We start from the raw sequence: 14,334 nt of genomic DNA, 5'->3' as shown, positions 1-14,334 counted from the left end.
CGCTACCATTGAAATGCGGCCCGGACGCGGCAACGAGCGCATCCGGGCCGTCTATCCAACAGAATGTACGGCCTATATTAGCCGATTTCGGCAAGCCGGCTCAAAGCAACGTTGATCTTGTCCAGCTTTTCCTTGGACTCAGCAACTTTCTCCCGCTCACCGGCAACCACCTCATCCGGGGCCTTCTCAACAAACTTCGGATTGGAAAGCTTCTTCTCGATCTTCGAGATGTCAGCCTCCAGTTTGCCGGCCTCCTTGGAAAGACGGGCTTTTTCAGCGGCAAGGTCGATCACGCCGGCAAGCGGCAAGCAGATCGTTGCTTCGCCGATGATGATCTGCGCAGATCCAGCAGGAGCCGCTGCGGCCATCGAAATGTCTTCGGCACGCGCCAGACGCTGGATCGCAGGTTCATGGGTTGCAATCCGGCTCTGGGTCAGGTCATTTGCCCCGACAACAACCAGCTGAACCTTGGCACCCGCCGGTATATTCATTTCCGCACGGACCGAGCGGATTTCAGAGATCAAATCAACCAACCAGTTGATCTCCCCGGCAGCCGTCTCATCACTGACCAGCGGCTTCGGCCACGCGCTTAGCATCAACAGCTTGTCCGCTTTCTGGCCCTCGTCGCCCAGCCGCTCCCAAAGCTCTTCGGTCAGGAACGGCATGAACGGATGCAACACTTTCAGGATCTCGTCGATCGCCCAGGCAGCCGTTGCGCGTGTCTCGGCCTTCGCCGCCTCGTCATCCCCGTTGAAGATCGGCTTGGCGAGCTCCAGGTACCAGTCGCAGAATGTGTTCCAGGTGAACCGATAGACGCCGCCGGAGGCATCATTGAAGCGGTAGTCTTCAAGCGCCTTGGTGACTTCGGCAATGCACTTGCCCATTTCGGTCGCAATCCAGCGATTGAGTGTATGGCTCGCAGTCGACGGGTCGAACCCGTCAACCCGGCCGCAGCCGTTCAATTCCGCAAAGCGGGCCGCGTTCCAGAGCTTGGTCGCAAAGCGCTGACCACCTTCAGCTGCCTGATCCGACATGCGCAACGTCCGGCGTCCCTGCACTTCCTGGCTCGCCAGCGCGTAGCGGGTTGCATCCGCACCATAAGACGCGATGAGATCCAGCGGGTCGAGAACGTTGCCCAAGGACTTGGACATCTTCTTCCCGTTTTTGTCGACCACGATGGAGTTGATGTAGACGGTGTGGAACGGCACTTCTTTCATGAAGTGGATGCCCTGCATCATCATCCGGGCGACCCAAAAGAAGATGATATCGAAGCCGGTGATCAGGACGTCCGTCTTGTAGTAACGCTCCAGTTCCGGCGTCTCATGCGGCCAACCAAGCGTGGAGAACGGCCACAACGCGGACGAGAACCACGTGTCGAGCACGTCTTCGTCGCGCTTCAAGGTCTTGCCGCCTGACATTTCGACGGCTTCCTCCTCGCTCATCGCGCAGTATTCGTTGCCCTCTTCGTCGTACCAAACCGGGATCTGGTGGCCCCACCAGAGTTGGCGCGAAATGCACCAAGGCTGAATGTCGTTCAGCCAGTTGTAGTAGGTCTTGTCCCAGTTGCCCGGAACGAATTTTGTGTCCCCGTCCTGAACTGCCTTCAGCGCTGGTTCCGCCAGCGTCTTGGCATCAACGAACCACTGATCTGTGAGCATCGGCTCGATCACGACCTTTGAGCGGTCGCCGAACGGTTGCATGATCTTCTTGGATTCGACCATTGGCAGAGCTGCCGGACCTTCCTCGTCGTCGCCAAGTTTTTGGACCTTGGCCTTGCCCTTGTCGTCCCACTCCGGCGCTTTGCCCTTCATCCAGGCAACGTCCGGATGGTCGCTAGGGACCATTACAGCGAGGCCTTCCGCGGTGATTTGGTCGATCACACGCTTGCGGGCGGCAAACCGGTCAAGACCGCGCAGCTCATCGGGAACGATGTTGATCTCGTCGATCTCGTTGATCGTCATCTCGGCGCCGTCGATGATCGCCTGCGCCTTTTTCGCTTCCTCAGAATAGGGCGCGCCATCGGCCCGCATGGCCCCTTGCGTGTCCATCAGCCGGTACATCGGGATCTTGCCACGCAAGGCGACCTGATAGTCGTTGAAATCGTGCGCACCGGTGATCTTCACCGCACCAGAGCCAAAATCGGGATCCGGATATTCATCGGTGATGATCGGGATGAGGCGGCGGTGTTCCTTCGGCCCGACAGGAATTTCGCAGAGCTTGCCAATGATCGGCTTGTAGCGCTCGTCCCCCGGGTGAACGGCAACGGCGCCGTCGCCCAGCATTGTTTCAGGGCGGGTCGTCGCGATCGAGATGTAGTCGCGCGTCTCGCGCAGCGTGACGTTGCCGTCTTCATCCTTCTCGACATACTCATAGGTTTCCCCACCGGCCAGCGGGTACTTGAAGTGCCACATGTGGCCATCGGTTTCGATGTTCTCGACTTCCAGATCGGAAATCGCCGTCTCGAACTTCGGATCCCAGTTGACGAGCCGCTTGGACTTGTAGATCAAGCCCTGCTTGTAGAGATCGACAAAGACCTTCAGGACAGCGTCCGAGAGGTTCGGCGACATGGTGAACTCGGTGCGGCTCCAGTCACAGGATGCACCAAGACGCTTCAGCTGACCTAGGATCGTGCCTTCGGACTTCCGTTTTTGCTCCCATACACGCTCGATGAAGGCCTCCCGGCCCATGTCCCGGCGGCTTGGCTTGTTGTCCGCGGCAAGCTCACGCTCAACAACCATCTGCGTTGCAATGCCCGCGTGGTCGGTGCCCGGCTGCCACAAAACGTCATAGCCCTGCATGCGCTTCCAGCGGACCAGGATATCCTGCAGCGTGTTGTTCAGCGCATGGCCCATGTGCAGGGAGCCTGTCACATTCGGTGGCGGAATTACGATGGTGAAGGCATCGGCGCCATCCTTGGCACCGGCTCCGGCCTTGAAGGCCTCCGCCTTTTCCCAGGTTTCGTAAATCCGCGGCTCAACGCTGGCCGCATCGTAGGTCTTATCCAGCATCAGGGTCACTCAATGGGGAAGTTGTCCAGAAAATCGTGAGTTCCCGTGTAAATCGGAAGCCGCCCTGCAAGTCAACCGCCTAAGAGGTATGGTCCGGCGCTTCTATCCCGTCCAAGGCCGTAAACGATTGTGTCGTTCGAACCAATCGATGCTCGGCACGAGGATCTAATAGCCCATTACCCAAGGTTGCTTGTTCGGTTTCTCAGCTGGAATTAGGTTTTGAGTAGAAATTTCGTCGTCTAATCCGGTGTACGACACCTGCGCTTGCTGCGCACCGGGAAGGAGCTTCGAATGACGATACCCAGATGCGGTATCATCGGTTTGATGGCCACACTGTTTTTCGCAGGGCCGGCAGCCGCCGACCAGACGATTGAAATACGCCTGCCGCAGCTTGCCTCTATCCCGGAATACACGGTCCCGCTTCTGGAGCTTGCCCTCTCCAAACAGGACCGACCGTTCAAGATCGTATTGCCAGAAAATTCCAAAGACCTCACCGCTGTAGAAGTGATGGAAAAACTCACTGACCCGGCGAGTTCGGAGTTCAATCTCTATGCGGCGGGCACTTCAAAGCACTACGAAGAGATTGCTCTGCCGATCCGCGTCCCACTGGTGCGCGGTCTGATTGGTGCCCGGATCAACGCGATTCCAAAAGGCAGCCAGGACAAGTTTTTATCGGTCAACACGGTCGGCGACCTCCAGAACATGACGTTCCTTCAAGGCATCGACTGGGGAGACATTGCGATCCTTGAAGGCGCCGGGTTGACGGTAAAGACTGCTCGGAAAAGCCATCTTTATCCGATGATCGCTTCGGCGGACGCCGATGCATTTCCACGAGCTTCAGTGGAAATTCTGAGCGAGTGGACGGAATACAGCCAACTGGACTATGACATCGAGCAGGAAGTCGTCCTGATCTACGACCGGTTTCCGTTCTATTTTTTCACCGGCAAGCACAACGAAGATCTTGCTGAGATCATCGAAACGGGCCTGGTGACCGCATATGAGGACGGCAGTTTCATCCAGTACTTCCGGACACACCCGATGATCCGGGAGATCTTCGCGGAACTCCATCTCGACAGTCGTCGGCCACTCCGCTTCGACAACCCCAATCTGACCCCGGAAACGGCTGCACTTCCCGATTATTACTGGCATAAGTTCTCCGGTGAACCCGAGTAACCTGCCATCCTCGGCAAAACCACACACCAAGCCGGTGAAACGCCTGTTCTTATGACCATCTGCCTCCGCGCACACCATCTTCTATGTATGCTGACCTTCGCCGGAAAGGGCTACACCCCTGCTTTCGTGGAAGCCTACAAAGCTATTATCAATCGCCTCAACGATGGTGAGGCCATCAAACTGGTCGATGGTCCGGACGACATTTGCGTCCCGATGCTCAATGACCCCACCTGCCATTGTCACAATGAAAGCGTACGCGAGCGGGACCGATTGGCCGCAGGCGACATCGGGCTGCTGCTCTTTGGCAAACCGCTATCGGTTGGCCCTCTCCGCCTCAGCGGCGAAGATATTGCGAAACTGCGTTCGGCTTTTCAGGACGGAAACATTCGGCAAGCGTGTACGGGGTGCGAGTGGTATGAGCTTTGTACAGGCATTGCCCAAACGAACTTCAGGGGCTGCCGTCTCCGGTCGCCCCTGTAATATCCCATACATCCGATGTATTTGCAGGATCAATCGCGGCGGCGGATTACGCGCTGGACTTCCTTCTTGACCATCTGCTCCACCATGGGCGGCAGATTCTGATCCAGCCAAGCCTTGATCATCGGACGCAGCATGTCACGAACCATCTCTTCGATGGTCTGAGCTTTCGTGCTGATCAACATGTCAGAAAAATTGTCAAGCGCCGCGTGAACCGCCTGCCCTGTCGCAGCGGATGTCAGATAGTCTTCAGGCGCCACATCCGGCAGGTCATCCGGAATAGGCTTGGACTGGATCACCGGTTCTTCCGGCTCGAACAAGGCTTCCGGCTCGGCCTCAGGCTCAGGCGGCGCCATGATGTCTTCTGCAGGCTCTGGATCCGGAGCGAAGGAAACGTCGCCGTCGAGGTTATCGAGGTCTTCGGCGAGCCCATCGACCATATCCAGATCGTCGGTGGATTCGACCGCAAGTTCTTCCGTCAGTTCGAGGACGTCGTCGTCGCCCGCATCGCTCTCATCTTCCGCAGCGTCGGCCATCATGGCCGCAGCCATGTCATCCGCGCCTTCGTCTTCAGCGACATCGTCATCGCCGTCCATATCGAACAGCTTGTCGAGGTCGTCTTGGGACATCTCGGAGGCATCACCCATATCATCCTCCGCCTTTGCTTCTACTGGGGTTTCATCTGCTTGTTCATTGCCGGAGTCCGCACTCTGGGAGTCTTCATCAGATATGATCCGGCGTATCGATGCGAGGATCTCCTCCATCGACGGCTCTTCAGCCTTGCTCGCCTCTGCCATGACGTCCCCCGTACTTGTTGGCTACTCTACGCTCCAACCAGAAGTCCCCGGATGATTCGTTAAGGAAATTATGCGGATCAACTGGAAACGCGCAAAGCAACCGCACGGCCTGAGATAGGCTTTTCCCCTTTTAAGTCCACTTTTTGTAAACTTTTGGGTAAATGCAAACCGAATCGCTCCGTGCAAACGCCAAAAACGAAGAAACCGGCCAGAGCCGGTTTCAGAGTTGCGTGTGCATTGGCGAGAGACCTAATGGCCTGCTTCAGCGGCCATCCGGTGTCCGCAGGCCAATCCACTTGCCGCGAACGGACTTGTAATGCTGTTCCGGATTGTAGATGGAGACATTCAGCCCGAGTGTTTCAGCATCCAGATGACCAACGGCAGCGACAAGCTGATAACCACCAACGATCCGGTTCCGCTGTGCAGTCACAAGATTGGACTGTTGAATGACCAGTTCGCGCTGCGCATCCAAAACGTCCAGAGTTGTCCGCTGACCAACGCGCTGCTCTTCGATCACCCCTTCAAGAGCCAGCTGCTGCGCTTCGACCGCCGCACGCGCCGCTACGATTGACGCTTCGGCCGCCTGAAAGATCCCCCAAGCGGTGATCACGTTCGCGCGGACCTGATCGCGGGCAACGTCCAGCTGAAGACGGGTTTGTCCCAGCTCTTCCTTGGCTTGACGCACACGCGAATAAACGCCGCCACCCTGATAGATCGGAATGCTGACGTTACCGAAGATCTGAGCATTGTTGTTGAGATCGACCGTGTTCGACGGGTTCCAGCTTCGACCAACGCTCGCATCGACGGTGACAGTCGGAAGCAGCTCACCCTCAATGGCCTTCACATTAAAGATCGCAGCATCAACTAGATGCAGTGCCTGCTGGATCAACGGCTGCTTCTCTTCACTGATCTGAAGTGCAACATCCAAGGACTTAGGAACCTGACGGGTAATAGATGTGTCCGCCGAAAGGCTCTTCGGATCCACACCGATCACCTGACGGTAGATCGCCCGACTGGTGTTCAAATTGGCAAGTGCCGTGTTCAACGATGCCTGAGCTTCCGCTGCCCGCGCTTCTGCCTGGGAGACATCGGTCCGGGTTCCCTCACCCACATCAAACCGGTCGCGCGCCGCACGAACCTGCTCTTGGAGGAACGCTAAGTCACTGCGCTGCAGGGAGACGAGCGCAGTATCGCGAATCACGTCGACGTAGGCGGTCGCGGCACTGAGAAGCGTGTCCTGCTCGCTTGACATCAGGCTTTCGCGCTGGGCACGGACAACAGCCTCAGCCTGGCGCGTGGAGTTTACTGTTCGAAAGCCGCGGAAGACCGCTTGGCTGAGGGTCAACGAGATCGCCGCATTGTTGCGGTAAGCCTGCCGCCCATTCACTGAGGAGCGAACACCGCCGGCCGCCAGCGCCGCAGAAGCCGTTGGCCGCCAACCGGCCAGAGCTTGCGGCACGTTTTCGTTGACACCACGCAACTGGGCCCGGGCCGCGTTCAAGGTCGGGTTGTTCGCATAGGCGAGAGACAGCGCATCACGGATCGTGTCGGCACTGGCCGAGGACGCAATGAAGCCGGACAAGACGACAGCGGCAACCCCGCTCATCAGTCCTTTCGATAGTGTCATTGCTTTCACCCTTGAACGACCAGACACTCCACACTCCTTCCGGCTCACCCACGTACACTCAAAACCTGAGTAAACTCACCGGTGTCCATCTTCAACCGGCACGAGCCCAGATTTAATGAAAATCTTCCAGTGCGGCTTATGGGCAACAGGCTCCAAAAGAGCACGCTGCGTAACACAACACGTGACACTGGCCGATCAGCCCCGGTCTTCAGATCAGACCGGAAATAACTCTTATAACAGACCTTTAAAAGGTGAATTCTGCGGCTTGAGCAAAACCGGGAAGCAAAGCTGCCGATGCATTAAACGCAAATCGTCCACTCACCGCTTCGCCTGATTTCTGATAAAGCTTGGCAACCCCTGCTCCGCCCTGGCCTTCGATGACAACAAGGCGACCATCGGACTTCAACTGTTTCAGCAAAGCCTCGGGCAGAACCTCAACCGCACCATCAATCAGGATAACGTCGTATGGGCCTTCCGCTGCGTAGCCATCGACCAGCGGACCTTCCACAACGACTGCGTTTTCAGTTCCGAGATCCACGAGGAGATCGCCAGCATCGCGGGCCAGTTCCGCGTTTTCTTCCAGAGCAACGACAGATGCCGCCAGTTTTGCCGCGACCGCCGTGCTGTAGCCGCTGCCGGCTCCAATCACGAGCACAATGTCGTCCGCACTGATTTGCGCCAGCTGGATCAGCTTTCCGAAGATATGCGGCTTCATCAAGTACCGGCCGGACCCGGAGGCACCGATGGGCAGATCTTCATCGATGTAGGCCACTGCTCGCTTGGATGCAGGTACGAACCGTTCGCGCGGAACCACCTCCATTGCATCCAGGATCTGGTGATCCGTCACATCGTTGGTACGCAACTGGTTGTCCACCATCTTGCGGCGGGACTGGTTAAAGTCCGTCATATCGGCCCTCGCTTGAATTGCCGGCGTCCCGGCACCTCTTCGGCTGGTTCCATACCGAGGCAAACCCGCCCTGACAAGCACCAGATGCGGCTCTATCATCAAACCCTTTGAATTCCGGGAGAATTTTTACCGCTGACAATCAGTCATACAGACCTTTCCACGGGTGTCACAGTGGAAATGTCATCAGCCAATCAATCAGGACTTGACCTGCCGCGCCAAGTGTTTGATAAGGCGCGGCACACCACCGAGGGGCCCTGTGGCGGAGTGGTGACGCAGCGGATTGCAAATCCGTGTACACCGGTTCGATTCCGGTCGGGGCCTCCACTTTTCTTCGAAAATTTCAAGTTTTCTGGCCGGCCTCAGTCACCGAGCGCAGATCCGCGCGGCATCTGTCCTGGTGTTTTGAGTGTTCGCCATCCGGTCAACCTGAGTGCGCCGGAGCCACACGAGGGCTCTCATTGCAAATATCAATGGTGCTTTACGCAATAATTCGTGCTTGACCCTTTGAAGCTTGCTCCCGCAAGCTGTTTAAATGAAAGAACCCAGCTTTAGCATCGGGGTTGAGGAAGAATATCTTCTGGTCGACCTCGCGAGCCGCAAAATCGCGAGCTCCCCGCCATCCGAATTGTTTTCTGCCTGCGAAACCGCACTGGAAGGACGGGTCAGTCCCGAATTTCTTCAATGCCAGATCGAAGTTGGCACTCCCGTTTGCATGACGCTTGGCGAAGTGAAGGCAGAACTGGCTTATTTCCGCAAAACCATAGCCGATGAGGCCGCCCGGCATGGCCTGGCGCCTATTGCCGCCTCAACCCACCCCTTCGCGGAATGGACCGAGCAGCCACACACCGACAAGGAACGCTACAACGATCTGGCCAGGGTCATGCAGGTTGTCGCCAAGCGCCTCCTGATCTGCGGCATGCATGTTCATATCGGCATTGAAGATGCAGAGCTGCGCGTCGATCTTTTCAATCAACTGACCTACTTCCTGCCTCATCTTCTGGCGCTCAGCACATCTTCGCCTTTCTGGCGGGGCCGAAACACGGGACTTAAATCCTACCGGCTTTCGGTGTTCAACGAGCTGCCCCGCACCGGATTGCCACCGCGATTTGAGAGCCACGAAGACTACCGCCACACCATCGACATGCTGGTTCAAGCTGGCGTCATCGAGGATGCGACCAAGATCTGGTGGGACCTTCGACCCTCCGACCGGTTTCCGACCCTTGAAATGCGGGTGACAGATGTCTGCCCGTGCGTTGAGGATGCCGTTGCCATTGCAGCGCTCTTCCAGTGCCTGTGCCGGATGCTCTACCGCCTGCGGCGCGCCAATCAGGGCTGGCGGCACTATTCAAGGTTCCTGCTCGCGGAAAATCGCTGGCAGGCTCAGCGGCATGGCTCGGCTGCCAATCTGATCGACTTCGGCCAGAAGAAATCCATCGCATTCAAGGATCTGGTCGACGAAATCAGCGAGCTGGTGGCCCCAGATGCAGCGTTTTTTGGCTGTGAAGCGGAGATCGCCCACATCCGGACGATTGCAGAGCGCGGTACATCAGCGGATCGACAGCTGGCACTTGCAGGAGACATGACGGAAGACAGCCTAATCGACCGATCGAAACTGGAGGCCGTTGTGGATCAGCTGGTCCATGAAACCCAGCATGGCCTTGCCGAAATACCTGTGTCAGCAAAAGCCGTATGACGCTGATCTGATCTTCCGGGACCAGAAGCCTTAGCTCTGCTCATCGCGGGATGGCGGTGTTCCGTGCGCTTTCAGATGAAAAAAGTCACGCGATCCGGTCAGAACCAGGGCAAATTCATCGATTTCAGACACGACCGCATCTGCAGAACGCGCAAGGCCTGATTTAGGTTTCATGCTTCGATGCGCCTCAATCAGCGCCGCACGGGCACTTCCCAGCGATTGCAGCAACTTATCCCGGTCAAAATCCAATGGAGACCGGGTTCGTCTTGGATGAGACATGGTCAATTCTATCCTGCGCACAGCCAAATGTTCTTATTTTGTTCTATTTTCAGTCAAGCTGCGCGGCGTGTCAACATGAAGCAAAGCTATTTTACGTCATGCCAATACCGGTCCGGGATCGCTCGGTGCCGGTCAGATAAATATGGATTGGGGATCTCCAGAACGGTCAAATCGTTTTGCCGTATATGATTCAAGGCGCGCTGTATGCGTGGATGGCGCTCGAAAAGCTGCATGAACGCACCGGTCTCGTAAGCCCGCTCCAGTCCGCGTTCGATCAGTTCTGCCAGAGCGCGGTTGTCTTTTTGTACGTAGAAGAAAAACCCGAAGCGGTATTTGACCAGCAGATTGTTATCGACAGTGAGGTTTGGATAGATCGCATCGAAATTCGCTCTTTCCGCATGAGCTTCATGGACACCGAGATTAAAGACGTTCGTGCGGCCCACCGACAGCATCCGCCAGATGTTTTTCCACTCTGCCGGTAAAACCTTGAACCCGGCTGCCCTGAAAATATCCGTGTCCGGCCAGCCAAAGCCTGAGCCAACTACGGCATAGTCGCGAAATTCGTCGAGGGTCTTAATCTGCGCCAGGCGATAAAGCTGATCTTTGCGGGTCACAAATATGCGGTGCCCGAGCAAGCCACGGCTCAAGGGGATGTCGATCTGCTCAAAACGCTGTTCGCGTTCCGGCGAGCCGCCGCTGTAAAATACATCGAAGTTGGAGCGGCCCTGCTCGAACTCGATCAAGACGCGTTCCTGCGTCGTGTCGCCGAGGGAGACCACCTCAAGGACGGCATCCACTCCGGAATGCTCCAAGCCCAGTTTTAGCAAGGAGACTTCATACCGGTCTTCGCCATCATCATAATGTTCGATCCCAAGCCGCACGACCTGCTGTGCCTGAACACCCGCACTTGCAGTTATCCAGATCATCAGGACCAAGACCAGCACAGCACGTGATCCGAACATTGCGTCTCCCTTGACTGGAACCCAACGGGCAAAAAACACACGAGAATTGGTAACTTGATCTGCAGGCCTTGGCGACTTGGCCAAATCGACAATGTCTTTTTCCACGCGCGAAACTGCAAACTTGTCTCATGTGCCGTTTCTACCGCAACCTAGGTCGCGATCCGCCTGTACTTTTATCATTGATATCCACTAGATAGCAGCCTTGGACAACCATGCGGCTTGCGCACTAAACAGGACTGACCGGGTCATGAAGCACGGCGGAGATTTGAGCGAAGCAATCGAGCGCTTTGGCGGGACACCTGACCAGTGGCTCGATTTGTCGACCGGCATCAATCCGCATGCCTATCCAGTCCCGGACCGATTTTCAGAGAAGGCCTGGGCGTCCCTGCCCGCACAATCAGCCCAGGATCAGCTTATCGGCGCCGCACGCCAGGCCTATACAGTGCCGGATCATCTTGGACTTGCCGCCGGACCCGGCACCCAGCTGCTCTTGTCAGTGTTGCCGCAGCTCCTACCCCAGGGCCCTGTTGCGCTCGCAGCCCCGACTTACACCAGCCATGCAGACGTCTGGACACGGGACGGCCGCAAACCGGTCGAGCTGTCCAGCATTTACGCCCTACCGGCCGATGCGAAAATCGTTCTGCTCGTCAATCCGAACAATCCCGACGGCCAGCTTGTTGATGTCAAAAGCCTTCTGGAGATCGCCCGGACGTTGACGGAGCGCGGCGGGTACCTCGTGGTGGACGAAGCTTTTGCCGATGTCATGCCCGGTTCCAGCCTTCTGCCGCACATTACTGATGAAAACATCTTGATCCTGCGTTCCTTCGGCAAGTTCTTTGGTCTGGCCGGGCTGCGCCTCGGTTTCCTGGCGGGGCCGAAGCCGATGATCGCAAAGGTCTCCGCCCTTCTGGAAAGCTGGTGCCTCAGCGGCCCGGCGCTCGAGCTCGGCGCCACTGCGCTGAAAGACCAAGCCTGGCAGAAATCGATGAGCCGCCAACTGGCCGACGAAATGGCCGATCTCACACTGGCGCTGCAACAGAACATGCTCAGCGTCTTTGGCGGCACCCCGCTTTATGCGCTCGCCGGGACGAGATCTGCCGCCAAGCTGCATGACGCGCTCGCCAAACAGCGGATCTGGACCCGGATCTTCGACTATGCACCAACCTGGATCCGCTTTGGCCTGCCGGGTGGCGCTGAAAATCTGGCCCGCCTGACCGACGCGCTTGCAGCGGCTCAAAAAGACCTCTAACCAGCACTCATGTTGCTTTATGAAAACGCGCTTTGGCTGCTTCTCGCCGCCTTGATCCTCGACGGGATAATAGGCGATCCGGACTGGCTCTGGCGCCGTCTACCCCATCCTGTAGTCTGGATTGGCAAGGTTATTTCAGCGCTTGATAAAACGCTGAACCGCAAAGACTGGCGCGTTCAGACCCGCCGGTTCACCGGGATCGTGACCTTGCTGATCTTATTGGCCAGCAGTCTGGCGTTGGGCTTCATCATTCAGGAATTCGCAGCGAAGCTCCCTTTCGGTGAACTCCTGATCGTTGTTATCGCGGCGGTTTTGATCGCTCAAAAAAGCCTTTATGAGCACGTTGCTGCGGTCAGAGACGGCTTGCAAAACTACGGGCTTTCTGGTGGCCGGCAGGCCGTCGCTATGATCGTCGGCCGGGATCCGAACACCTTGGATGAAGCGGGCGTCTCCCGCGCTGCGATCGAATCCTGCGCCGAGAACTTCTCCGACGGAATTGTCGCGCCGGTTTTCTGGTTTGCGGTTCTGGGGTTGCCTGGCTTGATCGCCTACAAAGCGGTGAACACCGCAGACAGCATGATCGGACACAAGAACGAGACCTATTCTGATTTCGGCTGGGCATCGGCACGGTTCGATGACCTGATCAATCTTCCTGCCTCCCGTTTGTCGGGTGTGTTCCTGGCACTTGCTGCACCACTTGCCAGTGGATCCATCCGAAAAAGCTTCACGGCAATGGTCCGGGATGCGGAACAGCACCGCTCCCCCAATGCCGGCTGGCCGGAAGCGGCAATGGCCGTGGCACTCGGCTTGGCCTTGGCCGGCCCACGGACCTATCCTGGATACACGGTCGATGATCCTTATATGAATGCAGACGGGCGCCGCGACGCTACGGCCGATGACATCTCACGTGGCCTCAAGGTTCTTGTCGGCGCGTATGGTATCGAAGCCGCGCTTGTTCTGTTTCTGGCCGTCCTTTTCCTGATTTGAGAGACAAACCCATGCTCCCTTTTTCTGCTGCCGCTGATCGCAACAAGGACGTCATTCTGGAGACCTTGCGGCCCATTCTGGCGGACCGGACAAAGGTTCTGGAGATCGGCAGCGGCAACGGCCAGCACGCAGTTCACGTGACGAACGCCTTACCGCAGATCACCTGGCAATGCAGCGATTTGCCGGACAACGTTCCGGGCATCACTGAAAGGCTGAAACAGGACGGCAACGACCGGACACCGGCCCCGCTCGCGCTCGATGTCGCTGCGCCGCCATGGCCCTTGCCAGCCCCGAATGGTCCGGAGGCCTTTGACGCAATCTTCACGGCCAACACATTGCACATCATGTCATTTGAGCATGTGGAGCAGTTTTTCGCCCGCGCCGGGGAAGTGCTGAGCACAAAGAACGGCGCTCTGTGCGTCTACGGGCCGCTCAAGTACGGCGGCGAATTCACAACCGAAAGCAATGCCGCCTTTGATGTCCAGCTGAAAAGCTGGAACCCAGTCAGTGGCATCCGCGATTTCGAAGCGCTCGACGCACTTGCCCAAAAAGCCGGTCTGAAATTCACCGACGATCATGCCATGCCGGCGAACAATCAGATGGTGGTCTGGGAGCGGGGCTGAGGACGATATCTAGTACCCGACTGCCCGATTTGCTCGCAGCGCTTCATATCGTTCGGCAAGCAGCGCGGACACTCAAAACCGCCTTAATTTCAGGACGAAGTTAGACAATCGACGTGCTCCAACGAACAGGAACACTCCAATCCCCAGCGTGAACAATCCGTTGCCAAGCCCCGGGTTTGCCAGAACAGCCGAAGCCGGTTGAGAGGCCATATAAAACTTGATCAAGACGGCATTGAACAGGGATTGCAGACCGCGAACTGTGAAGTAGAGACCAATAACAACAATCCCGATCTGCAGCATGTTTTCAGAAGGGACCTGATCCGGCTCTGCCTTCGGATCAGGTATTTTCAAACCGCGTAAAACAAGTTGCGGAAAGAAGAACAGCAGACCGGCTATGAGCAGACCACCGCCGACAGCGCCAAAGGACACAATTTGAAGGGCTGGATCGGACTTTGCGGCGAAGTACGCAAAACTCAACACAGTGCTCAAATTGCTAACCAGAAGAAAAATGGCGAATAGCCGGACCAGAACGGCCCCAAGATACTTCATAAG

The 14,334-nt window shown here is 57.0% G+C and carries 13 protein-coding genes and 1 tRNA gene; 7 read left to right on the top strand and 7 right to left on the bottom strand.

Annotated features, from left to right (window positions below; translation table 11 throughout):
• Positions 1-77: 77 nt before the first annotated feature.
• Entirely contained in the window at positions 78-3,008 is a 2,931-nt protein-coding gene (locus tag RBB44_RS16000; protein WP_306148675.1) for a valine--tRNA ligase, read from the bottom strand.
• A 291-nt stretch (positions 3,009-3,299) separates the two neighbouring features.
• Here RBB44_RS16000 and RBB44_RS15995 point away from each other — a divergent pair, with 291 nt between their 5' ends.
• Positions 3,300-4,181, top strand: coding sequence for a hypothetical protein (locus tag RBB44_RS15995; protein WP_306148674.1), 882 nt, complete (start codon positions 3,300-3,302; stop codon positions 4,179-4,181).
• A 51-nt stretch (positions 4,182-4,232) separates the two neighbouring features.
• Positions 4,233-4,661, top strand: coding sequence for a DUF1284 domain-containing protein (locus RBB44_RS15990; RefSeq protein WP_306148673.1), 429 nt, complete (start codon positions 4,233-4,235; stop codon positions 4,659-4,661).
• A gap of 29 nt (positions 4,662-4,690) precedes the next feature.
• On the opposite strand, the gene RBB44_RS15985 is transcribed toward RBB44_RS15990, so the two are convergent.
• The 3 genes from RBB44_RS15985 to RBB44_RS15975 form a co-directional block, all read right to left on the bottom strand.
• Positions 4,691-5,455, bottom strand: coding sequence for a PopZ family protein (locus RBB44_RS15985; RefSeq protein ID WP_306148672.1), 765 nt, complete (start codon positions 5,453-5,455; stop codon positions 4,691-4,693).
• 262 nt (positions 5,456-5,717) lie between these two features.
• Positions 5,718-7,082, bottom strand: a complete 1,365-nt coding sequence (locus RBB44_RS15980; protein WP_306148671.1) for a TolC family outer membrane protein — start codon at positions 7,080-7,082, stop codon at positions 5,718-5,720.
• A gap of 244 nt (positions 7,083-7,326) precedes the next feature.
• Positions 7,327-7,989 carry a protein-L-isoaspartate O-methyltransferase gene (locus RBB44_RS15975; RefSeq protein ID WP_209177930.1) on the bottom strand — a complete coding sequence of 221 codons (663 nt, stop codon included), beginning with the start codon at positions 7,987-7,989 and terminating at the stop codon, positions 7,327-7,329.
• 250 nt (positions 7,990-8,239) lie between these two features.
• Between RBB44_RS15975 and RBB44_RS15970 the strand changes: the two genes are divergently transcribed.
• A tRNA-Cys gene (locus RBB44_RS15970) sits at positions 8,240-8,313 on the top strand.
• Between the two features lie 208 nt (positions 8,314-8,521).
• Positions 8,522-9,682, top strand: coding sequence for a carboxylate-amine ligase (locus RBB44_RS15965; RefSeq protein ID WP_306148670.1), 1,161 nt, complete (start codon positions 8,522-8,524; stop codon positions 9,680-9,682).
• 30 nt (positions 9,683-9,712) lie between these two features.
• On the opposite strand, the gene RBB44_RS15960 is transcribed toward RBB44_RS15965, so the two are convergent.
• The gene (locus RBB44_RS15960) at positions 9,713-9,856 is read right to left on the bottom strand and encodes a hypothetical protein (RefSeq protein ID WP_306148669.1); all 144 of its coding nucleotides are present in this window, start codon (positions 9,854-9,856) and stop codon (positions 9,713-9,715) included.
• Between the two features lie 191 nt (positions 9,857-10,047).
• The gene (locus tag RBB44_RS15955) at positions 10,048-10,923 is read right to left on the bottom strand and encodes a hypothetical protein (RefSeq protein ID WP_306148668.1); all 876 of its coding nucleotides are present in this window, start codon (positions 10,921-10,923) and stop codon (positions 10,048-10,050) included.
• 247 nt (positions 10,924-11,170) lie between these two features.
• Between RBB44_RS15955 and cobD the strand changes: the two genes are divergently transcribed.
• Genes cobD through RBB44_RS15940 form a run of 3 tightly spaced genes read left to right on the top strand, consistent with a single transcriptional unit; the run spans position 11,171 to position 13,782 of the window.
• Entirely contained in the window at positions 11,171-12,172 is a 1,002-nt protein-coding gene (gene cobD / locus RBB44_RS15950) for a threonine-phosphate decarboxylase CobD (protein WP_306148667.1), read from the top strand.
• Between the two features lie 9 nt (positions 12,173-12,181).
• On the top strand, positions 12,182-13,159 hold the full coding sequence (cbiB, locus tag RBB44_RS15945; RefSeq protein ID WP_306148666.1) for an adenosylcobinamide-phosphate synthase CbiB: 978 nt from the start codon (positions 12,182-12,184) through the stop codon (positions 13,157-13,159).
• 11 nt (positions 13,160-13,170) lie between these two features.
• Complete coding sequence (locus RBB44_RS15940) at positions 13,171-13,782, top strand: DUF938 domain-containing protein (protein WP_306148665.1); 612 nt, start codon at positions 13,171-13,173, stop codon at positions 13,780-13,782.
• A 72-nt stretch (positions 13,783-13,854) separates the two neighbouring features.
• Here the strand turns inward: RBB44_RS15940 and RBB44_RS15935 are convergent, their stop codons facing one another.
• Complete coding sequence (locus RBB44_RS15935; protein ID WP_306148664.1) at positions 13,855-14,331, bottom strand: hypothetical protein; 477 nt, start codon at positions 14,329-14,331, stop codon at positions 13,855-13,857.
• Positions 14,332-14,334: the final 3 nt, after the last annotated feature.

Origin of the sequence: Roseibium sp. MMSF_3247, assembly GCF_030733765.1 — a bacterium.
Lineage (GTDB): Bacteria > Pseudomonadota > Alphaproteobacteria > Rhizobiales > Stappiaceae > Roseibium.
This window is presented reverse-complemented; position numbering and strand designations above follow the sequence as displayed.